We start from the raw sequence: 23816 nt of genomic DNA, 5'->3' as shown, positions 1-23816 counted from the left end.
TCTATCAATGAGTGTTCGGTAATAGAGCGCCATTCTGCGCCAGAGGTTCAGTCTTTGCAGCCGCTGCCTACTGCGCCGCCTGACGCAAGCGCGGCAGATCGAGCAGCTCGATCTCGCCATAGGTCAGACGCAGAATACCTTGGGCTTCCAGCTCTTTAAGGATCTGGTTGGTGGTCTGCCGGGAGATCGCCAACATCAGCGCCAACTGCTCTTGCGGCAAGTGAAGCACCCGGCGCGGCTCGCCCTCGCCATAGTTTTCCGCGATCAGCAGCAGGCGCCGAGCCAGGCGTGGGGCGGCGGGCAGCAGGCTCATTTCTTCCAGGGCGATAAATGCCAGGCGCAGCTTCTGGCTCATCAGCAAGGCGAAATCACGCCAGTACTGTGGTTGCTGGGCAAGCAGCGCCAGTAGCGGCGCCTGCGGCACCAGCAACAAGGTGGTGGGCCCTTCGGCAAAGGCATCGTGGGTGCGTGGCTGGCCATCGAACAGCGAGATTTCGCCAAACCAGTAGGGCGGCTCAACCAGGGTCAGCAGCGCTTCCTTGCCGGTGGCACTCACGGCACCAATGCGCATGCCGCCCTCGACCACCGCATACAGGCCGCAGGGTTCGTCGCCCCGACGAAACAGCACCTGCCCGGGCGCCAGCTGTTGCACCTGAGCGGCGGCCAGCAGCGCCTCCTGCAGCGCGGCGGGCAGGGCGCTGAACCAATGGCCCTGACGCAGACGCGCCTGATAGCTATGAGCGCTACTCATCGCCGGCAGCCTGTTTGTCGGCTAGCTGACAGAGCACTGCGTGGGCGTGGGTTCATGCTGGCCACCTGTCTTGCATGAGGAAAATAATAATGAAAACCCTGGTTGATCATCTGGCTCAATACGCAGCCTATCACCGCGACCAACGCAATATTCTCAGCCACTTTATCGGTATTCCACTGATCGTTGTGGCGGTGGCCGTGCTGCTATCACGCCCCGGCTTCGAGCTGCTCGGCCTATGGCTGTCCCCTGCGCTGCTGGTGGCCGTGGCGGCGGGCGTGTTCTACCTGCGCCTGGACCTGCGCTTCGGCCTGCTGATGGCGCTGCTGTTGCTGCTCAGTTTGTGGGCGGCGGCCTGCCTGGCCGTGCAATCGACGGCGCTGTGGCTGAGCAGCGGCATCGGCCTGTTCGTGATCGGCTGGATCATCCAGTTTGTCGGCCATTACTACGAAGGGCGCAAACCGGCGTTTGTCGATGACGTGATGGGCCTGGTCATCGGCCCCCTGTTCGTCGCCGCCGAAGCGGCCTTCCTGCTGGACCTGCGCAAAGAGGTGGAGCACGCCATCGTCGAGCGCGCCGGGCCGACCTGTATTCGTGAGAAGAAAGCTACTGCCTGATCGCTGCGGGGCCGCCATTGATTGGCGGCCTTGTACCGACTTCGCTCTTACGAGCGAGTTCTAGTACATCGCCATCCATTGCGTGGTCAGCGACCGCGTATGGCGATACACGGTGATCGGCGCAAATGGTCGACCCGAGGCGCTCTGCAGGGCGCTGCTCTGGCTATTGAGGTCAACCAGCGCGGCCTTGAGGTAATCCCAGCGGGTTTTCAGTTTGCCGATCTGCGGGTCGGCCTTGCCGTCCAGCGCGGCCAGTTGCTCATCCACCGACGGCACGATCTTGCGTTCATCCTGACCGAGGTAGGTGTCGGGCTGCTCGCGAGCGGTTTCGAAATTGCCGAAGTAGGCGCGGCTGAGGTACTGCACTGAGAGGTATTCAAGCTTGGCGGACAGTTCGCTGTCACCCGGTCCGGCCAGCTTGCGGGTTTCCTCGAGCACGCCAAGCAGGGCCTTGCTCAGGTCCTCGGGGTAGCGCCAGGGCATGTCATCTTCACTCGGGCCGAAGGCTACGCCACGACGAATCTGCACCACCAGTTCCTGATGGGCGCTGCGCAGGGCATCGCTGTTTTGCGGCAGGCTCTGCACCGCAGCGGCCAGGGCCTGCAGATCAGTTTCCAGGGCGTCCTGGTGTTTCTTTTGGAAACCCTCTCCGCGTAACAGCATCAGGCTGCTGGTAACCCGACTGGCCTGCACCTGAACCTGTTCCTGGGGGGGCACGGCCTGGGCAAAGGTCAGCGGCGAGAGGCCGCTCAACAACCCGATAACCGCGAGCAATAGCGAGCGAGACAGCGTTGTAGAACGCATACGAGGTGTGCTCCTTATTATTTTTGTGAGCAGTGCTGAACCAGGTCAGCTTATACAATCGCGCGCCACAGGGTACTGCACTGAATACTGGAGAAAAGCAGCCTAAAGAGTGATTTCGTCGGAAAGATGCGTCGATTCGGCCAAGTCACGCAGGTACTGCGCGCTGAAGGCATCGGCCGGGAAGAAGGTTTCCAGCGCCAGTTCCGCCAGGGTGATGTCGTTGGCGGTGCCGAATACCGTGGTCGTGCCGATCAGGCTGATCACGCCCTGCTCGCTGACAAACTGCAACGGCATCAGCACCGTGTCGCTGTCGAACTGCGCGGGTGCCGCCGGCCCCGGATAGGCGTTCAGCTCATCCCATAACGCTTGCAGCTGAGCATCACCGCTGGCCTGAAAATCGCGCTGCAACCGCGCCAGCAGGTAGGCGCGCCACGCGCCCAGGTTGACGATGCGCGGCGCCAGGCCACCCGGATGCAGACTCAAGCGCATCACATTGATCGGCGGTACCAGCAGCTCCGGGGCCAAGCCGAGCAGAAAGGGGGCCACGGCGCTGTTGGCCGCCAGCAGGTTCCAGTGGCGGTCAATGGTCAGTGCCGGGTAGGGCTCATGGGCCTTGAGCAGCAGTTCGATGGCGGTTCGCGCGGCGGCCATGGCTGGCTCGGACAGCTCATGCTGAGTAAACAGCGGTGCATAGCCGGCGGCGCTAAGCAGCCTATTGCGCTCGCGTAGCGGAATATCCAGCTGCTCGGCGAGCAACAACAGCATCTCGCGGCTGGGCTGGGCGCGCCCGGTTTCGACGAAACTCAGGTGGCGGGTGGAAATATCGGCCTCGCAGGCGAGGTCGAGCTGGCTCAAACGACGATGCTGACGCCACTGGCGCAGCAGGGCCCCGACGGGCTGGCTTTGGCTGTTCATGGGCAGCGAAGATAAACCAGCGAGGTCAATTCAGCCATTACCTGCGAGGTAATCGACGCGACGCGCGGATCGGCGAAATCTAAGGGCCAACCCGCCATTTCGGCGGTCCTTTGTGGAGACTTCACCATGACCACCTTGCAACCTTCGCTGTTACTGCGCCGCGCCCTGCTCGCCGATGGGCTGGTCGGTGTGGCCACTGCCGCACAAATTTTGCTGCTGGCCGACTGGCTCAGCAGCCTGCTGGCTCTACCGCGTGAGCTGTTGATCGGCGCGGCCCTGGTGCTGCTGCCGCTGGCGACCTTTCTGCTCTGGCTGTCGCGCCGTGAAAGCATGTCGCGGGCGTCGGTCTACAGCGTGCTCGGCCTGAATGCACTGTGGGTGCTACACAGCGGGCTGTTACTGCTCAGCGGCTGGATCGCACCAAACCTGCTCGGCTACGCCTTCGTGATCGTCCAGGCCATTGCCGTGCTGGTATTTATCGAGCTGGAGTGGCTTGGCCTGAAACGCTCGCAGGTCGTGCCCAGCGCGTTCACCCAGGCATCAGTGGGTGCTTAACAGTGACACCGACTTGACCTGCGCCCACAGCAACTGCTCGCGCTGGATCTGCAGGCGGTCGAAGGAGTAACGGGTGATGCGGGCGATCAGCTGCTCGCCACCCACCTGCACACGCACCAGCACATGGGCCTGCTCGGCGACGTTGATCCAGTCCAGCACCAGTGCCGGCAACAGGTTGAGCACGCTGCTGTCCTCGGCCTGTTGCAGGCTCAGGCTGACATCGCGCGCCTTAACCTTGATCCGCACCGACTGGCCCAACGGCAGCGACCCGTGGGGTAAGCGCAGGTTGATCTGGCTATCTGGCAATTGCAGGTAGAGCAGCCCGTAGGCCTGATCATGCGCGGTAACCACACCGTCGACCACGGCTTCGGCATCGTCCTCAAAAACAAACGGCAGGTCGGCGCGCAGCAGGGTTTCCTTGAGCGGGCCGCTGGCGCTGACCTTACCGTCCTCGAGCAACACCAGATGATCAGCCAGGCGTGCCACCTCATCCGGCGAGTGGCTGACGTAGACAATCGGAATTTCCAGTTCCTGATGCAGGCGCTCCAGGTAAGGCAGCACCTCCTGTTTGCGTTTGAGGTCGAGGGACGCCAGCGGCTCATCCATCAGCAGCAAGCGCGGGCTGGTCAGCAGAGCGCGGGCGATACCGACGCGCTGCTGCTCGCCGCCAGACAGCTTGTCCGGCAGGCACTCCAGCAGATGCTCAATGCCCAGCAATTCCACTGCCTGCTCCAGGGCAATCCGCCGCTGCACAGCGGGGATGCGCTTCAAGCCGTACTGCAGATTGCGCCGCACCGTAAGGTGGGCAAACAGGTTGGCATCCTGAAACACGTAACCCACGGCGCGTTGATGCGCAGGGACGAAGATGCCCCTGGCGCTGTCCTGCCACAGCTCGCCGTTGACCTGCAGGTAGCCTGCGCTCGGCTGGTCCAGCCCGGCAAAACAGCGTAAGCAACTGGTTTTGCCCGAGCCGGAATGACCGAACAGGGCGCTGACGCCGCGACCGGGCAGGTTCAGCTGAACATCCAGGGTAAAACCTGAGTGTTCAACCTTGAAACTCGCGTGGATTGCTCCCGGCTCGGCAACTGTGCGGATCGCCGGATTGCGCCGTGCCAATGGCCAGATCATTGCCACACCCGCGTACTGCTGCGCCCGCTGCTTCGTCCAGAGTAGAGCGCCAGCAGCACGATAAAGGAGAACAGCACCATGCCGCCCGCCAGCCAGTGGGCCTGGGCGTATTGCATGGTTTCCACATAGTTGTAGATCTGCACCGACGCCACCTGGGTCTTGCCGGGGATATTGCCGCCGATCATCAGCACCACGCCGAACTCACCTACGGTATGGGCGAAACCGAGAATCGAAGCAGTGATAAAGCCCGGCTTGGCCAACGGCAGTACCACTGTAAAGAATGCATCCCAAGGCCCGGCACGCAGAGTGGCTGCCGCTTCAAGCGGAGCCCGGCCAATCGCCTCGAAGGCGTTCTGCAGCGGCTGCACGACAAAGGGCAGGGAGTAGAACACCGAGCCGATCACCAGTCCGGTAAAGGTAAATGTCAGGGTGCCGAGGCCGAGGCTTTGGGTCAGCTGACCGATAAAACCATGCGGACCCATGCTCACCAGCAGGTAGAAGCCGATCACCGTCGGCGGCAGCACCAGCGGCAAGGCGACGATGGCGCCGACGGGTTGCTTCCATTTGGATGACGTGCGCGCCAGCCACCAGGCAATCGGCGTGCCGATCAGCAACAGCAATAGGGTGGTCAGCGATGCCAGCTCAAGCGTCAGCAGTACCGCAGCGAAATCAGCTTTGCTCAGTGGCATCGCAACAGCCTTTTTAGAACCTGTTTTACGAGCTAGCGAGCTAGAGCTCTGCAAGGCAAAAACAAGCGAGGAAGCGGAGTTTACGAGCTGTAAATGAGCATTCCGAGCCTGTTTTTAACGCAGCAGGGACGACGCGCAGCAGATCGTAAACGGGTTCTTAGAGTTGGTAGCCGTAAGACTTGATGATCCTCGCCGCCTTCTCGCCTTTCAGGTACGCGGTCAGGGCTACAGCGGCCGGGTTATGTTCTCCCTTCTTGAGGATCAACGCATCCTGCTTGATCGGCGTATGCATCTGCGCCGGCACCATCCAGGCCGAGCCACTGCTGAGCTGGCCATCCTTGTACACCTGCGACAGCGCAACAAAGCCCAGCTCGGCGTTGCCGGTGGCAATAAACTGATGCGCCTGGGTGATGTTCTGCCCTTCGACCAGTTTGTCCTTGACCGCCGCACTCAGGCCCAGCTTGTCCAGCACTTCGGTGGCTGCCAGGCCGTAAGGAGCGGCTTTCGGGTTGGCGATCGCCAGATGTTTGTACTGATTGGCCTTAAGCACTGCGTCGCTGCCATCCAGATAACCCGGCTTGGCAGACCACAGCACCAGGCTGCCAACTGCATAGGTAAAGCGCGAACCGCTGACGCCCAGGCCTTCGCTGTCGAGCTTGGCCGGGGTGCTTGCATCGGCACTGAGAAAGACCTCAAACGGCGCGCCATGCTGAATCTGCGCATACAGCTGCCCGGTGGCGCCGAAGGAGGCGAGCACGCTGTGCCCGGTGTCTTTCTCGAACTCGGTGGCAATCACCTGCAGCGGCGCGGTGAAGTTGGCGGCCACTGCGACCTGCACCTGCTCAGCCAGGGCTTGGCTGCTGAAAATCAAGGCGGCGAACATCGCCGCGATACGAATTTGCATGGATAACTCCTGAGTGTGCCGCCGCTGGCAACGGCTGTGCTGTAGACGCTGATTCGCCGGGCTACTCTACCCTCGCTATATCTCACGATATACAGCGATTTGCGCAATAAACCACTTAGCAGAGCAACAAAAACAGGGCTGCCGAGATAATCGACAACCCTGCTACGCAGGCATCAGCGCTGCGGGCTGAGGTGCATAAAGCCAATTACTGACTCAATAGTCAAGTAACCCTCTATTCCGCTCGCATGCCGAGACTGACTGGCGTCAGCCCCGCTCGCCCATCGCCTTAGCTCAGGCCGATCTCCACCCGGTCACCCTGCAGGCGGACCGGCCAGGTGCGCAGTTGCTGCTCCGGGTATTCCAGGCAGCTGCCGTCTTCTAGGCGGTAGTGCTGTTTGTACAGCGGCGCCGCAATCACCAGGTCGCCAGCCAGGCTGCCGATGATGCCGCGGCCGATGACGTTGGCGCCGGACTTGGGGTCGCGGTTGTCCACGGCATACAGCTGCTTGTCGCTGGCCTCATTGGGTAGAAAGAACAGCGCCACCTGGGCGCCGTCAACCCAGGCGACCACGCCGGAGTTGGCCACCAGATCGGCACGGCTGCACAGGGCGCGCCATTGCACGCTGGTTTGCTCGACTGTTGCGGTTGCGCTCGACTGGCCCATCAGACCACCTCCTCGGCTGGAATAAGTTGCAGTTCGGCGGCGCTGATCGGGCGGCGCTGGCCGCGTTCCTCGACAAACTGGATATCCGGGTCGCCACCCTTTTCGTTGACGAAGGTGCGGAAGCGCTTGAGCTTCTCCGGGTCCTTCAGGGCGTTGGCCCATTCGCACTCGTAGCGGTCGATCACCAGCTGCATCTGCGCTTCCAGTTCGGCGCCGAGACCCAGGCTGTCGTCGATGATCACGTCCTTGAGGTAATCCAGGCCGCCTTCCAGCGACTCGCGCCACACCGAGGTGCGTTGCAGGCGGTCGGCGGTGCGTACGTAGAACATCAGGAAGCGGTCGATGTAGCGCACCAGGGTGGCGTCATCCAGATCGGTGGCGAACAGCTCGGCGTGGCGGGGGCGCATGCCGCCGTTGCCGGCGACGTAGAGGTTCCAGCCGTTCTCGGTGGCGATCACGCCGACGTCCTTGCTCTGCGCCTCGGCGCATTCGCGGGTGCAGCCGGAGACCGCAAATTTGATCTTGTGCGGCGAGCGCAGGCCCTTGTAGCGGTCCTCCAGCAGCGCCATGGCCACGCTGTCCTGCACGCCGTAGCGGCACCAGGTGCTGCCCACGCAGGACTTCACCGTGCGCAGCGACTTGCCGTAGGCGTGGCCGGTTTCGAAGCCGGCGGCGATCAGTTCGGCCCAGATATCCGGCAGCTCGTGCAGCTGCGCGCCGAACAGGTCGATGCGCTGGCCGCCGGTGATCTTGGTGTAGAGGTCGTATTTCTTCGCCACCGCGCCGATGGCCAGCAGGCCGTCCGGGGTGATCTCGCCACCGGGAATACGCGGCACCACCGAGTAGGTACCGTTCTTCTGCATGTTGGCCATAAAGGTGTCGTTGGTGTCCTGCAGCGGCACCAGCGCCGGGTCGGTGATCGAGCGGTTCCAGCAGGATGCGAGGATTGAGCCCACCGCCGGCTTGCAGATGTCGCAGCCGACATGGCCGCGGCCATGCTTGGCCAGCAGTTCTTCGAAGCTCTCGATGCCTTCAACGCGGACGATGCCGTACAGCTCCTGGCGGGTGTAGGCGAAGTGCTCGCAGAGGCTCTTGTCGACCACTACGCCACGGGCGGTCAGTTCATGCTCGAACACCTGCTTGAGCAGCGCCGAGCAGCCGCCGCAGCCGCCGTCGATGGCGGCGCAGATCGCGCCCTTGCTGACGTTGTGGCAGGAGCAGATGGTGGCGGCGCCCAGCGCCGGGGCGCCTTCGCCTTGCGGCAAGATCAGGCAGGATGGGTCGGCCGGAAGCGCAATGCCGTTCTGCACGTACTGCAGCAGGGTGTCGTAGTAGCTGTTGTCACCGACCAGCACGGCGCCGAGCGCCTGCTTGCCGTCGGCGGAGACCACCAAGCGGCGGTAGCTGGCCGTGGCCTCGTCGATAAAGCGGTAGCTGCGCGAGCCGGCGGTGGCGCCGTGGGCATCGCCGATGGAGCCGACGTCGACGCCGAGCAGCTTGAGCTTGGTCGACATGTCCGCGCCCATGAACGGCTCGCTGTCTTCGCCGCACAGCTGGGTGGCGACGCTGCGGGCCATCTGGTAGCCCGGCGCAACCAGGCCGAAGATGCCGCCGTTCCATGCCGCGCACTCGCCGATGGCGTAGATCGCCGGGTCGCTGGTGCGGCACTGGCTGTCGATGGCCACACCGCCGCGCGGGCCGAGTTCCAGGCCGCACTGCTTGGCGATGGCGTCCTGCGGGCGGATGCCGGCGGAGAACACGATCAGGTCGGTCTCAAGGAACTCATCCCCAGCGAAATTCATCCGGTAACGGTACTCGCTGCCCGGGGTGATCGACTGGGTGCCGCGCGACAGGTGCACGCTGACGCCCAGGGCCTCGATCTGCGCCTTCAGCGCCAGGCCGCCGTGGTCATCCAGCTGCACCGGCATCAGGCGCGGGGCGAATTCCACCACATGGGCTTCCAGGCCCAGGGATTTCAGCGCGTTGGCGGCTTCCAGGCCGAGCAGGCCGCCACCGACCACCACGCCACGGCGCGCACTCTTGGCCGCGGCCTGGATGGTGTCGAGGTCGGCCAGGGTGCGGTAGACCAGGCGCGAATCGCCTTCGGCGCCTTCAATCGGCGGCACGAAGGGGTAGGAGCCGGTGGCCAGCACCAACTGGTCGTAAGGGAAGCTGCCTTCGGCGGTGATCACTTCGCGGCGTTCGCGGTCGACCTCCAGCACCGGCACGCCGAGGTGCAGGGTCACGCCCGGCGTCTGGTACAGCTCGGCGCCACTCAGGGCCAGGGATTCGGCATCGCGGCCGGTGAAATACTCGGAGAGGTGCACGCGGTCATAGGCGCGCAGCGGCTCTTCACTGAACACATGCACGCGGTACTGCGCCAGCGCGCCACGCTCGATCAGTTGCTCGACGCAGTGATGGCCGACCATGCCGTTGCCGATGATGATCAGCCGTTGCTGGTCTGTGGAGGTATCTGTGCTGTTCATGGCATTTCCCGGCCGAAGCTCATCAGGTTTTTCTGCGGCAATAAAAAAGGCGCCTGAAACCTTGCGGTTTCAGGCGCCTTTGCCTGTTCTGTGCGGTGCCTGCGAGTGGCACCTGATTACCCATAGCCTAAAGAGGCTGACGATCGCCATTGATCGAATGGGCGGCCCGAATGTGGCGGGCTCGCTGAGGCTCATGCAGCGCCTGTGCCAGTTTCCCCACAGCGACCTGCGACCCGCATTGCAGCGGGCTACAGGCGCAGTTACAGGCTGACCTGCCAGGCGCGATAAAGACCCAAAAAGAGGCGAGCATAGGTCTATGCGCCCCATTATGAGTCGCTTCTCGATAGCCCTTTATCTCCCGCACGCACCTCGCCAGGCCTTGCCCAGCGGGCATTCACGCTGCCTTGGCGAACCCTGGCGCGTGCCTTGCTATAGACCCACCCAGGTAATCAACGCTGATTGCCCATCCACGACAAAGACGCCGTGCCACTCCCGTTTCGACGGAGGGTTGCATGGCGTTTTGCGTTTCAGGTGCAGGAGAGGGGTGTGGCGAACAAAACCGTGCGAAGTGTCTGTCCCTATTGCGGCGTCGGCTGCGGCATCGTCATGCAAGTGGAAAACGGCAAGATCGCCAAGGTCAGCGGTGACCAACAGCATCCGAGCAACTTCGGCCGCCTGTGCACCAAGGGCAGCACCTGCGCCCAACCGCTGAACGAATCCGGCCGCATGCAGCACGCCTACCTGCGCAGCGAACGCAGCCGCGACCCTGGGCAAGTCACCATGGATGCCGCTATCAACGCCGCCGCCCGCCTGCGCACGACTCTCGATGAACACGGGCCGGACGCCATCGCCCTGTATGTCTCCGGGCAGATGTCGCTGGAGGCGCAGTACCTGGCCAACAAGCTGGTCAAGGGCTACCTGGGCAGCAACCAGATCGAATCCAACTCGCGCCTGTGCATGGCCAGCGCCGGCAGTGGCTACAAATTGTCGCTGGGCGCCGACGGCCCGCCCGGCTCGTACCAGGATTTCGACCGCGCCGATGTGTTCTTCGTCATCGGCGCAAATATGGCCGACTGTCACCCGATCCTGTTTCTACGCCTGATGGCACGGGTCAAGGCCGGCGCCAAGCTGATCGTCGTCGACCCCCGGCGCAATGCCACAGCGGACAAGGCCAATCTGTTTCTGCAGATCAAACCGGGCAGCGACCTGCTGCTGCTCAACGGCTTGCTGCACCTGCTGCACAAGAACGGCCACACCGATCTAGCCTTTATTGCCGAGTTCACCGAAGGCTGGGAGGTCATGCCGGACTTCCTTGAGAGCTACACCCCTGACAACGTCGCCACCCACACCGGACTCAGCGAAGCGGCGATCCGCCAGGCCGCACGCTGGATCGGCGAAGCCGGCGAGTGGATGAGCTGCTGGACCATGGGCCTCAATCAGAGCACCCACGGCACCTGGAACACCAATGCCCTGTGCAACCTGCACCTGGCCACCGGCAAGATCTGCCGCCCCGGTAGCGGGCCGTTTTCCCTTACCGGCCAACCCAACGCCATGGGCGGCCGCGAGATGGGCTATATGGGCCCCGGCCTGCCGGGCCAGCGCAGCGTGCTGGTGGACGACGACCGCGCCTTTGTCGAGCAAGTCTGGGGCGTGCCCGCCGGCACCCTGCACACCCGCCTGGGCGGCGGCAGCGTAACCCTGTTCGAGGATCTGGCAGCCGGCAAGGTCAAAGCCTGCTGGATCATCTGCACCAATCCGGTGGCGAGCATGGCCAACCGCAGCACGGTGATCGAAGGGCTGAAGGCCGCCGAACTGGTGATCGCCCAGGACGCTTTTCTCGACACCGAAACCAATCGCTACGCCGACATCCTCCTGCCCGGCGCGCTGTGGGCCGAAGCCGAAGGGGTGATGATCAACTCCGAACGCAACCTGACTCTGATGCCGCAAGCCGTCGAGCCGCCCGGCGAGGCCATGGCCGACTGGCGGATCATCGCCGAGGTGGCCTGCGCCATGGGCTTTGCCGACGGCTTCAGCTACGAATCGGCCGAGCAGGTGTTCGAGGAGATCAAGCGCTTCCACAATCCCAAGACCGGCTACGACCTGCGCGGCGCCAGCTACCCGCGCCTGCGCCAAACGCCGCTGCAATGGCCCTGCGCCAGCGCAGCGGGCGACGGGCGCATGCCACTGCGCTACATCAACGACGGCATCAGCCAGCATCTGCACATTCGCGCAGACGGCAGCACGCCGCGCCTGGCCTTTGCTACGCCCAGCGGTAAAGCGCAGTTCTTCCCGCGCCCGCACCTCGACCCGGCGGAAATGCCCGATGCCGACTTCTCCTTTGTGCTCAACACCGGGCGCCTGCAGCACCAGTGGCACACCCTGACCAAAACCGGCAAGGTCGCCACGCTAAACAAGCTCAACCCCGGCCCTTTTATCGAAGTGCACCCGCAGGACGCCGCCGCCCTCGGCGTGCGCGACCGTGATCAGCTAGAAGTCCGCTCGCGGCGTGGCCATGCCGTGCTGCCGGTACAGATCAGCGACCGCGTGCTGCCCGGCGGCTGCTTTGCGCCGTTCCACTGGAACGATGTGTACGGCGACAACCTGGCGATCAACGCGGTGACCAGCGACGCCATCGACCCCCTCTCGCAGCAGCCGGAATTCAAGTTCTGCGCTGTCAGCCTGCGGCGTATCGAACTGATCGCCCATCAACGCCTCGATACGCCCGCCGCCGAGGCAGTCGACAGCACTCGCCTCTCTCACTCGCCCGAGGAACTCGCGATGTCGAGCATCGAAACCTTTGCGGCCCTGCTCGGCGTAGATTGCAGCGCGCCGCCGCCCCTCAGCGAAAGCGAGCGCAGCTATATGGCCGGCTATATCAGCGGCTTGCGCAGCAACCCCGGCGGCGGTGTGCCCAGCCTGCCGAGCCAGGCGCCCCTGGCCGAGCCGACCCGCCTGTGGCTCGATGGCATGCTCGCCGGAATATTCAGCCGCGTCGCACCCGCGGCGCTGGCAACAAATCCTGCGGTAACCCTGTTGTGGGCCTCGCAGACCGGCAATGCCGAGGCGCTGGCCGAACGCCTTGCCGCAAATCTGAGCGAAGCCGGGGTAGCCGTGGCGCTGAGCTGCATGGCCGATTACCCGCCGCAGCAACTGGCCAGCGCCGGTTCGGTGCTGCTGCTCAGCAGCACCTTCGGCGACGGCGATGCGCCAGACAACGGCCAGGCCTTCTGGAACGCCCTGCAGGCCAGCGACCTGCGCCTGGAAAATCTGCGTTATGCGGTACTGGCCCTCGGTGACCCGAATTACGAACAGTTCTGCCAGCACGGCAAAAACCTCGACCGCCGCCTGGCCGAACTCGGCGCCACGCCGCTGCGGCCCTGCCTGGATTGCGACAGCGATTTCGACGAGGCTGCCTCGGCCTGGCTAAGCGAGCTGCTACCACTGCTGCGCCCGGCGGCAACGGCAGTTCCTGCACACAGCGCCGCTTCAACTGAACCCGTCAGCACGGTGAGCAAAACCCAGCCGCTGCCCGCGCGCCTGGCGCTTAACCTGCGTCTGAACGCGGAAGGCGCGAGCAAGGACACCCGTCAGTTCGCTTTCGCCCTGGGCGACTCCGGCCTGGCCTACGAAGCCGGCGATGCCCTCGGCGTATGGCCGCACAACTGCCCGGAGCTGGTCGAGGAAGTGCTCGAACTGGCGCATCTGGACGGCGAGCAACGGGTCAACGTGGCCAAGGTCGGCGACTTGTCGCTGCGCGAGGCGCTGACCAGCCATTTCGAAATCGCCTGGCCGAGCAACGAGGCCCTCGCCCTGGTCGCCGAACGCAGCGCCAGCAGCGAATTGCGCAGCCTGCTTGGCGAGCGCAAGGCCGAGCTGAAGGACTGGCTGTGGGGCCGCCAACTGGCCGACGTGCTGCAGGCCTATCCAGCCGAGCATTCAGCGGGCGAGCTGCTGGGCAGCCTCAAGCGTCTGCAACCGCGCCTGTATTCGATCTCCTCAAGCCCCAAGGCGCATGCCGGCGAAGTGCACCTGACCGTGTCCGCCGTGCGCTACGGCAAACGCAAGGGCGTGGCCTCGACCTTTCTCGCCGACCGTGCGGATAACGGCGAGGTGCCGCTGTTTGTGCAGAGCAACAAATACTTCCGCGTGCCCCAGGATGGCGACGTGCCGATGATCATGATCGGCCCCGGCACCGGCGTGGCGCCGTTTCGCGGCTTCCTCCACGAACGCCGCGCGCGCGGCGATGCCGGCAAAAACTGGCTGTTCTTCGGCGAGCAGCATGCGGCCAGCGACTTCTACTACCGCGACGAGCTGACCGCGATGCAGCACGACGGCCTGCTGACCAATCTCAGCCTGGCCTTCTCCCGCGATCAGGCGCAGAAGATCTACGTGCAGGATCGTATTCGCGAGCAGGGCTTTGAGCTCTGGCGCTGGCTAGAGGAGGGTGCGCAGCTGTATGTCTGCGGCGACGCCAACCGCATGGCCAAGGATGTCGAACAGGCGCTACGGGATGTGGCGCGCGAGCACGGCGGTTTGAGCGAGGAAAAAGCCGCCGAACATATTCGCCGTTTGGCCGAACTGAAGCGCTATCTGCGTGATGTGTACTGAGTAGTCAGAGCCTGCGCCAGACACTGGCCAGCCAGGGCTGCTGTTCACGCGGCAAGCCCGCCGGGCGGTAGTAATGCTGCAGTTCGCTAAAGCCGGCGGCGTTGAGCAGCACGCGCCAGTTGGCCAGGTCGTGATAGGCGCCGTAGCGCTCGCCATTCCAACCTTCCTGGTTGTCACCACGGGGGTTAGAGCTAAACAGTACGCCGCCGGGTTTAAGGCTGGCATGCAGCTGCTTCAACACCCGTGGCAGTTCCTGGCGGGGAATATGAAACAGCGAGGCATTGGCGAACACCCCATCGAAGCGTTCAGGCGGCAGATCGAGGGCGAGAAAATCCTGCTGCCAGGCTTCGCAGCCACTGTCGGCACGGGCCATTTCGACAAAGCGCGCGCAGCCATCCAAACCGACGGCGCTGTGGCCCATGGCGCTAAAGGTGCGCAGGTCGCGTCCCGGGCCGCAGCCGAAATCGAGAATCTGGTAGGGCGCAGTGGCCTGAATATGCGCGAGCAGGGCGGCGATATTCTGGCTGACATCGTGATCGCGGGTGCCCTCACGAAAGTCTTCGGCGCAGTCCTGATAATGGCGCAGGGTCAGCGCGCTGATCTGCGCCAATTCGTCAGCGCTCAATCCCACGGCCTCAACCCTCGGCCAACAGGCGGCGCAGTTCGGCCAACACCGGGGCGCTGGCTGGACGCACACCGCGCCACAGGGCAAAGGCTTCGGCGGCCTGTTCGACCAGCATGCCCAGGCCATCCAAAGTGCGTGCTGCGCCGTGTTCACTGGCCCAACGGTTAAAGGCGGTCAGCTGCTTGCCGTACATCATGTCGTAGCACAGGGTATGCCCCGGCTGGATCAGACTGGGGGCAATCGGCGGCAACTCGCCGGCCAGGCTGGCCGAGGTGCCGTTGATCATCAGGTCCACCGGCGCGTCGATCCAGTCATAGCCGCTGGCCACCACCGGGCCCAGGTCGGCAAATTCGCGGGCCAGCTGCTCGGCCTTCTCCACCGTGCGGTTGGCAACCACCAGCGCCGCCGGCTGCTCGGCCAGCAACGGCTCCAGCACACCGCGCACGGCACCGCCGGCGCCGAGCAGGAGAATGCGTTTGCCCTTGAGGGTTACCCCGGCATTCACAGTCAGATCACGCACCAGACCGGCGCCGTCGGTGTTGTCGCCAAGCAAGCTGCCGTCAGCGAGCTTCTTCAGGGTATTGACCGCACCGGCACGGCGGGCCCGATCACTCAGACTGTCAGCCAGGGCAAACGCCTGCTCCTTGAACGGCACCGTGACATTCGCCCCCAACCCTTCGGCAAAGAACACGCGGGCGAAGCCGGGGAAGTCGTCCAGCGGCGCGAGCAGGGTTTCATAGCTCAGCTGCTCGCCGGTCTGCTCGGCAAACAGCCGATGAATCAGCGGCGACTTGCTGTGGCCGATGGGGTTGCCGAATACGCCGTAGCGGTCCATCAATAATCCTCTTTGAAATTTGCCTTCAGCGCGTCGCGAGCGACGGTCAGGCAAGGCGAGAGCAGGCGAGGAAGCGGAGTTTACGAGCTGTAAATGAGATTACTCGTTCCACTCGCCCTTCGGGTCGCGCTAAAGCGCGTTAGCCGCAAGCGGCTTGCCGAGCCTGCTCTCAACGCAGCATGGCCTAGCGCAGCAGCGATCAAGGTAAATTTGCAAGCCAATCACGGTCGGTCAGGAAGTACTCGGTCAGACGCGCCTCTTCGCTGCCCGGCTCCGGCTTCCAGTCGTAGCCCCAGCGTACGTGCGGTGGCAGCGACATCAGGATCGACTCGGTACGCCCACCGGACTGCAGGCCGAACAGGGTGCCACGGTCAAACACTAGGTTGAACTCGACATAGCGGCCCCGGCGGAAGGCCTGGAACTCGCGCTCGCGCTCGCCATAGGGGGTCAGCTTGCGCCGCTGGACGATAGGCAGATAGGCCGCAAGATAGGCATCGCCGATGGCGCGCATAAAGGCGAAGCTGGTATCGAAATCCCACTGGTTGAGGTCATCGAAGAACAACCCACCAATGCCGCGCGGCTCGCCGCGGTGCTTGAGGTGGAAGTAGCGATCACACCACTCCTTGAACTTCGGATAAACCTCGGCACCGAAGGGCGCGCAGGCGTCACAGGCGACCTGATGCCAGTGCCGGCAATCTTCTTCATTGCCGTAGTAGGGCGTCAGGTCGAAGCCGCCGCCGAACCACCAGACCGGCTCTTCACCGGCTTTCTCGGCGCTGAAGAAGCGCACGTTGGCGTGGGAGGTCGGCACATAGGGGTTTTCCGGATGGATCACCAGCGACACGCCAAGGGCCTCGAAACCACGCCCGGCCAGCTCCGGCCGATGTGCACTGGCTGAGGGCGGCAGGCTATCGCCGAACACGTGGGAGAAGTTCACCCCGCCCTTTTCGATCAGCGCACCGTTCTCCATCACTCGCGTGCGCCCGCCACCACCGGCCGGACGCTGCCAGGCATCCTCGAAGAATTCGGCACCGCCATCTTCGGTTTGCAGGGCAGAGCAGATACGGTCTTGCAGATCCAGCAGGTAGGCTTTGACAGCCTCAGTACGGTCACTCACGGCAGCACCTTGAAAGCGGGTAAGGCCAGGCGGCACGTGGCCGCGGGAAAAAATGGGCGGCCAGCATAACATTATGGCCTGCCATCCATGGCGGCCACCCTTCGGGCCGTCGCTACGCAACGTTAAAAATCATTCCTGACGATTTCCTATGGCCTGCCCTCTATAGGGTCGCTACGCGACGTTAAAAATGGCTCCAGGCCATTTCTTGCCACCCCACGGCCGCAGTTGACGGCGGTCAATGCAGACGATTGGATAACGGCACGTTTCTGCCCCTACGGGCATCATCCAGGCATTCAATTGCGGAAGACTCTGAAAATGACCATGCGTATCCAATTCAGCCGCCACGGCGGCCCGGACGTCCTTGAATACACCGACTACAACCCCGCCGTACCAGGCCCGAATGAAGTGCGGGTGCAGAACCAGGCGATTGGCCTGAATTTTATCGACACCTATTTCCGCAGTGGCCTGTATGCACCACCGGCGCTGCCGTCCAGCCTGGGCACCGAGGGTGCAGGGATCGTCGAGGCGGTGGGCTCTGCTGTGAACGACTTTCAAGTGGGCGACCGCGTGGCCTATGCCACCGGGCCGCTGGGCGCCTACAGCGAGCTGCACGTACTGCCGGCCGAGAAGCTGGTCAAGCTGCCGGATGCAATCAGCTTCGAGCAGGCCGCCGCAGTGATGCTCAAGGGGCTGACGGTGCAGTACCTACTGCGCCAAACGTTCCCGCTGCAAGGTGGCGAAACCATCCTGTTTCATGCCGCTGCCGGCGGGGTTGGCTCCTTCGCCTGCCAGTGGGCCAGGGCACTTGGGGTCAAGTTGATTGGCACCCTAAGCTCCGCCGAAAAAGCTGCACGGGCCAAAAAGCAGGGCGCCTGGGCGACCATCGACTACAGCCATGAGAACGTCGCCCAGCGCGTGCTGGAACTGACCGATGGCAAGAAATGCCCGGTGGTCTACGACGGCGTCGGCAAAGACACTTGGGAAACCTCGCTGGACTGCATAGCACCGCGCGGCCTGCTGGTCAGCTTCGGCAATGCGTCGGGCGCGGTCACCGGCGTCAACCTGGGCATCCTCGCGCAGAAGGGCTCACTGTTTGTCACCCGCCCGACCCTGGCCGGCTACGCCGATACGCCTTCCCGGCTGCAAAGCATGGCGGACGAACTGTTCGCCATGGTCGCCAGCGGCAAGCTGCAGGTGGAGATCAGCAACCGCTATGCGCTCAAGGACGCCGCGCTGGCACAAACGGCCCTGAGCGCGCGGCAGACCACCGGTTCGAGCATCCTGCTGCCCTAGGCTGGGTTATGGTCAGGACGCCCTGACCACATCACCGCTGATCAGATCGCGAATCAGGCTGGGGTTCTTGCGGCCGCCCAAAGCTCCACCCAGCACCGCATCCAACTGGCCGGGGAAGTACTGTTCGACCCGCAAACGCGAACGCGCAGACGGACGGCCAGCCGGATTGGCCGAGGTCGACACCAGCGGCCCGGTCAGGCGACACAGCGCACACACCTGCGGATGATCACTGACGCGCAAGGCCACGCTGCTGTGCTGACCGCTGATCCACACTGGCAGACGGTTCTGATGTGGCACCAGCCAGGTATTGGGGCCCGGCCAACTACCGGCCAAACGCGCCAGCCAGATTTCCGGCAGGGCATCGAGAAGAAAGTCGAACTGCTCAATATCGGCGGCGACCAGAATCAGCCCCTTGTGCACCGGCCGATCCTTCAGCGCCAGCAAGCGCTCCACCGCCTCGTCATTCCAGGGATCACAACCCAGCCCCCATACCGCTTCAGTCGGATAGGCAATCACACCGCCATTGCGCACCACCCGTGCGGCTTGCTGTATCTGCCAGTTGCTGACCATTCACTGCTCTCCACTAAGGCCTGGCGGGCAGTGTATCCAAGCTAAAGCACGCGGCCCACCCAGCAGCCACTTTCACAGGCTACGCGACCGTCCAGTTCCAGTTCGGTCAGCGCCGCCAGCACCTCGGCCAAAGGCCAGCCACTGGCGACCACCAACGCTTCGCTGCTATGCGGCGCGGCATGCAACAGGGCCAGCAATGGGTGACTGGGAGGCTCTGGCTTGAGCGCGGCGCTAACGGGTGGCTGCGCCTGCCAGCCGCGCAAGGCCTGCAGAATATCCTCGATGCATTCCACCAGCGTCGCCCCTTCGCGGATCAACTGATGGCAGCCACGGGCGCCGGGATGGTGGATTGAGCCGGGGATCGCATACACCTCGCGGCCCTGTTCGGCGACCAAACGTGCAGTGATCAGCGAACCGCTGGAAGGGCTGGCTTCCACCACCAGCACGCCAACGGAAAGGCCACTGATGATTCTGTTGCGCCGCGGAAAATTGCTCGCCTGAGGCGGACAATCCAGCGGCAACTCGGACACCAGCGCGCCACCACGGGCAACGATATCCGCAGCGAGTTTCTTGTGCCGCGCCGGATACAGGCACTGCAAACCGGTACCAAGCACCGCCACCGTCTTGCCGCCGGCATCCAGTGCGCCCTGATGGGCCGCGCCATCGATGCCCAGGGCCAGGCCGCTGGTAATCACAAAGCCGCCGCCGGCCAAACTACGTGCAAAGCTCTGCGCCGTATCCAACCCTGGCCGCGATGCGCGCCGGCTACCGACCATGGCCAGTTGCGGCTGCTCCAGCAAAGTCGGGTCACCTGCAACAAACAGCAACGGCGGTGCATCCACCAACTCGGCCAACAACCCTGGATAAATCGCCTCATCCCACATCAGCAGGTGATGCATATCGGTCTCCAGCCAGACCAGGCTTTGCGCGGCGCGCTCACGCACCTCGGCACTACGCCGCGCCTCGCTGCACACCTGTGGCAAACCCAGGGAACGCCAGGCACTGGCCGGCGCACTGAGTGCGGCAGATGCACTGTCGAAGGCACTGAGGAGTTTGCGAAAGCGCCGGGGGCCCAACTCCGGCAAGCAGTGCAAGCGCAGACGCGCTTCCAGTTCAGCGGGAGAGATAGCAGGGGAAATAGCGGAAAGTTGCGACATGCGGATCATCCTTGATCGGTCGCGCCGCACGGCGGCAGGGTGATGGCCAAAGATGGCACACCATAAAAAGCCCCGCATTTGCGGGGCTTTTCGGTTTTACGGGTTACGCACTTTATCCATGATCGCCAGCGAGCGGGACGCCCCCAACACCAGACCATAGCTGAGCTTGTCGTAGGTGCGGAACACCATCAGCAGGCCCGAACGCTCGTCCGGAATCTTCACCGACTCACCGGTTACCCGATCACGTACGGTTTCACCGGTTTTGTAGATCGCCAGCACGTTGCCTTCAGTCAGACCGTCGCGGGCGCCCTTGTTGATGGTGACCACATCGAACTGACCGATCTGGGTCACACCACGCGGCACATCGAGGATCACACCATTGACCTCGCCAGCCGGCTCACTCGGCATAAAGGTCGAGTTGATCGCACGCTCTTCAGTAGCAAACAGACGGTCGCCAAGGCGAACTTCCTGAGTCGAGCGGCTGAGCAGCATAGTGCCGACATCGCCTTCCTCGGCCACGATCTCACCCGAGCCGATGTCGTCGGCGTTGATTCCGAGGAACTCCTTGGTCTCAGGGTCTGTGTAGGTTTTGCCCTGACGGAAGATGCCGTAAGCCGGCGCCGACTCATCAAAGGCACCACGGGCATACACACGATCACCGGCACCACTAACAACGCGCTCGGCGTTGCCGGCAACGATATAGGGTGCGCCCTGGAACTGTTCTGGGGTGTCAACGATGCGGTTACTCAGCAGGAAGCTGTTGATCGCCTCCAGGGGAATCGCCGGAATGGCTTCGGCCATCGGCGTTCTACGCACCTGCGGTGACAGTTTGATGGTGCCGCGCGACTCACCACGATTAAGCATCAGACGTGGCTGACCATCGATATATACCAAGCTAAGCTGGTCGCCCGGATAGATCAGATGGGGGTTTTCCACCTGTGGGTTGGCGTGCCAGATTTCTGGCCACTTCCACGGCTGGCTGAGAAATTTACCGGAGATATCCCAGAGGGTATCGCCCTTGACCACGGTATAACGGTCTGGGTGACCGTCCTTAAGTTGCACTTCGGCCTGGGCCAAGCCACTTGCCGCAAGCAGCAGCAGGGCGAGTAGTGATTTCCTCATGCGGTGAATCCCTTTATTATGTGTCTTCACGTGGAGCGCCCTAGCGCCGCTACAAAACCCAGTCGTGCTGCGGCGTGAAGCCGTTTTTCAATGCTGCTCATCATCTTAGCAGCGGATTTTGACTTTATTCCACAAGTGCATCACAAACGCATATGGCGATCCTGAATATCCTCGAATTTCCCGATCCGCGCCTGCGCACCATCGCCAAGCCGGTGGACGTGGTCGATGACGCCTTGCGTCAGCTGATCGATGACATGTTTGAAACCATGTACGACGCCCCGGGCATAGGCCTGGCCGCGACGCAGGTTAACGTGCACAAGCGCCTGGTGGTTATGGACCTGTCCGAAGACAAGTCCGAGCCACGGGTGTTTATCAACCCCGAGTTCGAGCCGCTGACCGATGAAATGGACCAGTACCAGGAGGGCTGCCTCTCGGTGCCTGGCTTCTATGAAAACGTCGACCGCCCGCAGAAGGTCAAGATCAAGGCGCTGGACCGCGATGGTCAGCCCTATGAGCTGATCGCCGAAGGCCTGCTGGCCGTGTGCATCCAGCACGAATGCGACCACCTTAACGGCAAGCTGTTTGTTGATTACCTGTCTAATCTCAAACGCGACCGGATCAAGAAGAAGCTGGAAAAGCAGCACCGCCAGCAGGCTTGAGCCACACCTTGCAAAGGCTTGCTACGGCAAGCCTTTTTCTTTCTAGCAGTGAGAACCCATGTCTGAGTCTTTGCGTATTGTCTTTGCCGGCACCCCGGAATTCGCCGCCGAACACCTCAAGGCCTTGCTCGACACGCCCCACCAGATCATTGCCGTGTACAGCCAGCCGGATCGGCCGGCCGGTCGTGGGCAGAAACTCACACCCAGCCCGGTCAAGCAGCTCGCTCTGCAGCACAACATCCCGGTGTACCAGCCGCAAACCCTGCGTGATCACGCTGCGCAAGCCGAGTTGGCGGCGCTCAAGCCCGACCTGATGGTGGTGGTGGCTTACGGCCTGATCCTGCCGCAAGTGGTGCTGGATACACCGCGCCTGGGGTGCATCAACAGTCACGCCTCGCTACTGCCACGCTGGCGTGGTGCTGCGCCGATTCAGCGCGCAGTCGAGGCCGGCGATGCCGAGTCCGGCGTCACCGTAATGCAGATGGAAGCCGGCCTGGATACCGGGCCGATGCTGCTCAAGGTCAGCACGCCCATTTCTGCCGAAGATACTGGCGGCAGCCTGCACGACCGCCTCGCCAGCCTCGGCCCACAGGCGGTGATTCAAGCAATCAGCGGCCTGGCAGCCAGCAATCTGGTTGGTGAAGTACAAGACGACAGCCTGGCGACCTATGCACACAAGCTGAACAAAGATGAAGCGCGCCTGGACTGGAACCGCCCGGCCATTGAGCTGGAGCATCTAGTACGCGCCTTTCACCCCTGGCCGATCTGCCATAGCACGCTAAGTGGCGAAGCCATCAAGGTGCACGCCGCTACTTTGGGTGAAGGGCAAGGCCAACCCGGCACTATTCTCGCTGCCGATAAATCTGGCCTGACCGTGGCCTGTGGCGTAGGCGCATTGCGTCTGACCCGCCTGCAGCTGCCCGGCGGCAAAGCACTGAACTTCAGTGATCTGTACAACAGCCGCCGCGAGCAGTTCGCTCCTGGCCTGGTGCTCGGTCAATGAACCCACGTCTCGCTGCCGCTCGCGCCTTGGCCAGTGTGCTGGCTGGCAAGGCTTCACTGGGCAGCAGCCTGCCGCCATTGCTGGATAAGGTCGAGCCGCGTGATCGAGGCCTGGCCCAGGACCTGGCCTTTGGCACCGCACGCTGGCAACCACGCCTGGCCCTGATCGCCGAGAAGCTGCTGCAAAAACCCTTCAAGGCCGCAGACCGCGATGTCGAAGCACTGCTGCTGATCGGCCTGTACCAGCTGTTCTACAGTCGTATTCCCGCCCACGCAGCCATCGGTGAAACGGTAGCCTGTGTTGACAAACTGAAAAAGCCCTCGCTCAAGGGCCTGCTGAATGCCGTGCTGCGCAATGCCCAGCGCGATGGCGAGAGCATTATCGCCAGCCTAGAGCGCGACCCGGTGCTGCACACTGCCCACCCGCGCTGGTTGCAAAAAGCCCTGAAAGCCCAGTGGCCGGAACACTGGGAAAGCATCTGCGCGGCCAACAATGCCCACCCGCCGCTGATTCTGCGGGTCAACCGCCGCCTCGGCAGCCGTGACGACTACCTGGCCGAGCTGCGCCGCGTCGGCTTTGAGGCCGAGCCTTGCACCTTTAGCCGCGACGGCATCCGCCTGCTTCAGGCCTGCGATGTCACCACCCTGCCGGGCTTTGCCGAAGGTCGCGTCAGTGTGCAGGACGAAGCGGCGCAACTAGCGGCCGAACTGCTCGATCTGGCCCCCGGTCAACGCGTGCTGGACGCCTGCGCCGCGCCCGGCGGCAAGACCTGCCATCTACTGGAAGCCGAGCCCGCACTGACCGGCGTTTTGGCGGTGGATCTGGAAGAAAAACGCCTGGTGCGCGTACGCGAGAACCTCAAACGCCTGGGCCTTCACGCCGAGCTGATCGCCGCCGATGGCCGTGATTTAGCTGCCTGGTGGGACGGCAAGCCGTTCCAGCGCATCCTGCTCGACGCGCCCTGCTCGGCCACCGGGGTGATCCGCCGTCACCCCGATATCAAACTGACCCGCCAGGCCGATGACATCCCCGCCCTGGCCAAACTGCAGGGCGAGCTGCTGGATAGCCTATGGCAGACTCTGGAAGTCGGCGGCATCCTGCTCTACGCCACCTGCTCGGTGATGCCCGCAGAGAACAGTGACAACATCGCCGCGTTCCTCGCCCGCACCCCCGGTGCTCGCGAGCTGGATATCGGCGGCCCGTTCGGTGTGCAAACGCCCCACGGCCGCCAGCTATTCCCGCAAGTCGACGGCCACGACGGCTTCTACTATGCCAAGCTGATAAAAGTCGCCGCGACTCCCCGCGGCTAACGGAGCG

At 63.3% G+C, this 23816-nt stretch carries 21 protein-coding genes; 7 read left to right on the top strand and 14 right to left on the bottom strand.

Going from position 1 to position 23816, the window contains the following annotated elements; translation table 11 throughout:
* Nucleotides 1-67 precede the first annotated feature (67 nt).
* Nucleotides 68-751, bottom strand: coding sequence for a Crp/Fnr family transcriptional regulator (locus BLW24_RS07765; protein ID WP_090378806.1), 684 nt, complete (start codon nt 749-751; stop codon nt 68-70).
* An 89-nt stretch (nt 752-840) separates the two neighbouring features.
* Between BLW24_RS07765 and BLW24_RS07760 the strand changes: the two genes are divergently transcribed.
* Nucleotides 841-1365, top strand: coding sequence for an Mpo1 family 2-hydroxy fatty acid dioxygenase (locus BLW24_RS07760; RefSeq protein WP_090378803.1), 525 nt, complete (start codon nt 841-843; stop codon nt 1363-1365).
* 60 nt (nt 1366-1425) lie between these two features.
* Here BLW24_RS07760 and BLW24_RS07755 read toward each other — a convergent pair whose 3' ends face one another.
* Together BLW24_RS07755 and BLW24_RS07750 are read right to left on the bottom strand one after the other, a co-directional pair.
* The gene (locus tag BLW24_RS07755; protein WP_090378801.1) at nt 1426-2169 is read right to left on the bottom strand and encodes a hypothetical protein; all 744 of its coding nucleotides are present in this window, start codon (nt 2167-2169) and stop codon (nt 1426-1428) included.
* A gap of 102 nt (nt 2170-2271) precedes the next feature.
* Nucleotides 2272-3084 (bottom strand): helix-turn-helix domain-containing protein, encoded by an 813-nt coding sequence (locus BLW24_RS07750; RefSeq protein ID WP_090378798.1) that lies wholly within the window; start codon nt 3082-3084, stop codon nt 2272-2274.
* 126 nt (nt 3085-3210) lie between these two features.
* Between BLW24_RS07750 and BLW24_RS07745 the strand changes: the two genes are divergently transcribed.
* Nucleotides 3211-3639, top strand: coding sequence for a hypothetical protein (locus BLW24_RS07745; RefSeq protein ID WP_090378795.1), 429 nt, complete (start codon nt 3211-3213; stop codon nt 3637-3639).
* Here the strand turns inward: BLW24_RS07745 and modC are convergent.
* The 5 genes from modC to nirB form a co-directional block, all read right to left on the bottom strand.
* Nucleotides 3625-4767 (bottom strand): molybdenum ABC transporter ATP-binding protein, encoded by a 1143-nt coding sequence (modC, locus tag BLW24_RS07740; protein WP_090378792.1) that lies wholly within the window; start codon nt 4765-4767, stop codon nt 3625-3627. The genes BLW24_RS07745 and modC overlap by 15 nt on opposite strands.
* Entirely contained in the window at nt 4764-5456 is a 693-nt protein-coding gene (gene modB / locus BLW24_RS07735; RefSeq protein WP_090378789.1) for a molybdate ABC transporter permease subunit, read from the bottom strand. The genes modC and modB overlap by 4 nt, the downstream gene beginning before the upstream one ends.
* 157 nt (nt 5457-5613) lie before the next feature.
* On the bottom strand, nt 5614-6360 hold the full coding sequence (modA, locus tag BLW24_RS07730) for a molybdate ABC transporter substrate-binding protein (protein ID WP_090378786.1): 747 nt from the start codon (nt 6358-6360) through the stop codon (nt 5614-5616).
* Nucleotides 6361-6646: 286 nt separating this feature from the next.
* Complete coding sequence (gene nirD, locus BLW24_RS07725; RefSeq protein WP_090378783.1) at nt 6647-7024, bottom strand: nitrite reductase small subunit NirD; 378 nt, start codon at nt 7022-7024, stop codon at nt 6647-6649.
* Entirely contained in the window at nt 7024-9510 is a 2487-nt protein-coding gene (nirB, locus tag BLW24_RS07720; protein ID WP_090378780.1) for a nitrite reductase large subunit NirB, read from the bottom strand. Before nirB ends, nirD begins: the two co-directional genes overlap by 1 nt.
* Before the next feature lie 546 nt (nt 9511-10056).
* Here nirB and BLW24_RS07715 point away from each other — a divergent pair.
* On the top strand, nt 10057-14118 hold the full coding sequence (locus BLW24_RS07715; protein WP_090378777.1) for a bifunctional nitrate reductase/sulfite reductase flavoprotein subunit alpha: 4062 nt from the start codon (nt 10057-10059) through the stop codon (nt 14116-14118).
* 4 nt (nt 14119-14122) lie between these two features.
* On the opposite strand, the gene BLW24_RS07710 is transcribed toward BLW24_RS07715, so the two are convergent.
* From BLW24_RS07710 to hemF, 3 genes are all read right to left on the bottom strand, one after another.
* Nucleotides 14123-14749 carry a class I SAM-dependent methyltransferase gene (locus BLW24_RS07710; RefSeq protein ID WP_090378774.1) on the bottom strand — a complete coding sequence of 209 codons (627 nt, stop codon included), beginning with the start codon at nt 14747-14749 and terminating at the stop codon, nt 14123-14125.
* A 4-nt stretch (nt 14750-14753) separates the two neighbouring features.
* Nucleotides 14754-15578: a shikimate dehydrogenase gene (gene aroE, locus BLW24_RS07705; protein ID WP_090378771.1), complete on the bottom strand. Its 825-nt coding sequence runs from the start codon at nt 15576-15578 to the stop codon at nt 14754-14756.
* 199 nt (nt 15579-15777) lie between these two features.
* Nucleotides 15778-16695: an oxygen-dependent coproporphyrinogen oxidase gene (hemF, locus tag BLW24_RS07700; RefSeq protein WP_090387658.1), complete on the bottom strand. Its 918-nt coding sequence runs from the start codon at nt 16693-16695 to the stop codon at nt 15778-15780.
* Nucleotides 16696-17010: 315 nt separating this feature from the next.
* On the opposite strand from hemF, the gene BLW24_RS07695 reads away from it, so the two are divergent.
* On the top strand, nt 17011-17988 hold the full coding sequence (locus tag BLW24_RS07695; RefSeq protein ID WP_090378770.1) for an NADPH:quinone reductase: 978 nt from the start codon (nt 17011-17013) through the stop codon (nt 17986-17988).
* Between the two features lie 12 nt (nt 17989-18000).
* Here BLW24_RS07695 and tsaC read toward each other — a convergent pair whose 3' ends face one another.
* The 3 genes from tsaC to BLW24_RS07680 all read right to left on the bottom strand — a co-directional run bounded on the left by tsaC (nt 18001) and on the right by BLW24_RS07680 (nt 20837).
* Nucleotides 18001-18558, bottom strand: a complete 558-nt coding sequence (tsaC, locus tag BLW24_RS07690; protein WP_090378767.1) for an L-threonylcarbamoyladenylate synthase type 1 TsaC — start codon at nt 18556-18558, stop codon at nt 18001-18003.
* Between the two features lie 41 nt (nt 18559-18599).
* Nucleotides 18600-19715 carry a DNA-processing protein DprA gene (gene dprA, locus BLW24_RS07685; protein WP_090378763.1) on the bottom strand — a complete coding sequence of 372 codons (1116 nt, stop codon included), beginning with the start codon at nt 19713-19715 and terminating at the stop codon, nt 18600-18602.
* Nucleotides 19716-19811: 96 nt separating this feature from the next.
* Nucleotides 19812-20837, bottom strand: coding sequence for a LysM peptidoglycan-binding domain-containing protein (locus BLW24_RS07680; protein WP_090378760.1), 1026 nt, complete (start codon nt 20835-20837; stop codon nt 19812-19814).
* Nucleotides 20838-20989: 152 nt separating this feature from the next.
* Between BLW24_RS07680 and def the strand changes: the two genes are divergently transcribed.
* From def to rsmB, 3 genes are read left to right on the top strand one after another with little or no spacing between them, the layout of a single operon-like run.
* On the top strand, nt 20990-21496 hold the full coding sequence (gene def, locus BLW24_RS07675; protein WP_090378757.1) for a peptide deformylase: 507 nt from the start codon (nt 20990-20992) through the stop codon (nt 21494-21496).
* A 58-nt stretch (nt 21497-21554) separates the two neighbouring features.
* Complete coding sequence (gene fmt, locus BLW24_RS07670; protein WP_090378753.1) at nt 21555-22499, top strand: methionyl-tRNA formyltransferase; 945 nt, start codon at nt 21555-21557, stop codon at nt 22497-22499.
* On the top strand, nt 22496-23809 hold the full coding sequence (gene rsmB / locus BLW24_RS07665) for a 16S rRNA (cytosine(967)-C(5))-methyltransferase RsmB (protein ID WP_090378748.1): 1314 nt from the start codon (nt 22496-22498) through the stop codon (nt 23807-23809). The genes fmt and rsmB overlap by 4 nt, the downstream gene beginning before the upstream one ends.
* The last annotated feature ends 7 nt before the right edge of the window (nt 23810-23816 follow it).

It is taken from the genome of Pseudomonas anguilliseptica (assembly GCF_900105355.1).
Classification (GTDB): Bacteria; Pseudomonadota; Gammaproteobacteria; order Pseudomonadales; family Pseudomonadaceae; genus Aquipseudomonas; species Aquipseudomonas anguilliseptica.
This window is presented reverse-complemented; position numbering and strand designations above follow the sequence as displayed.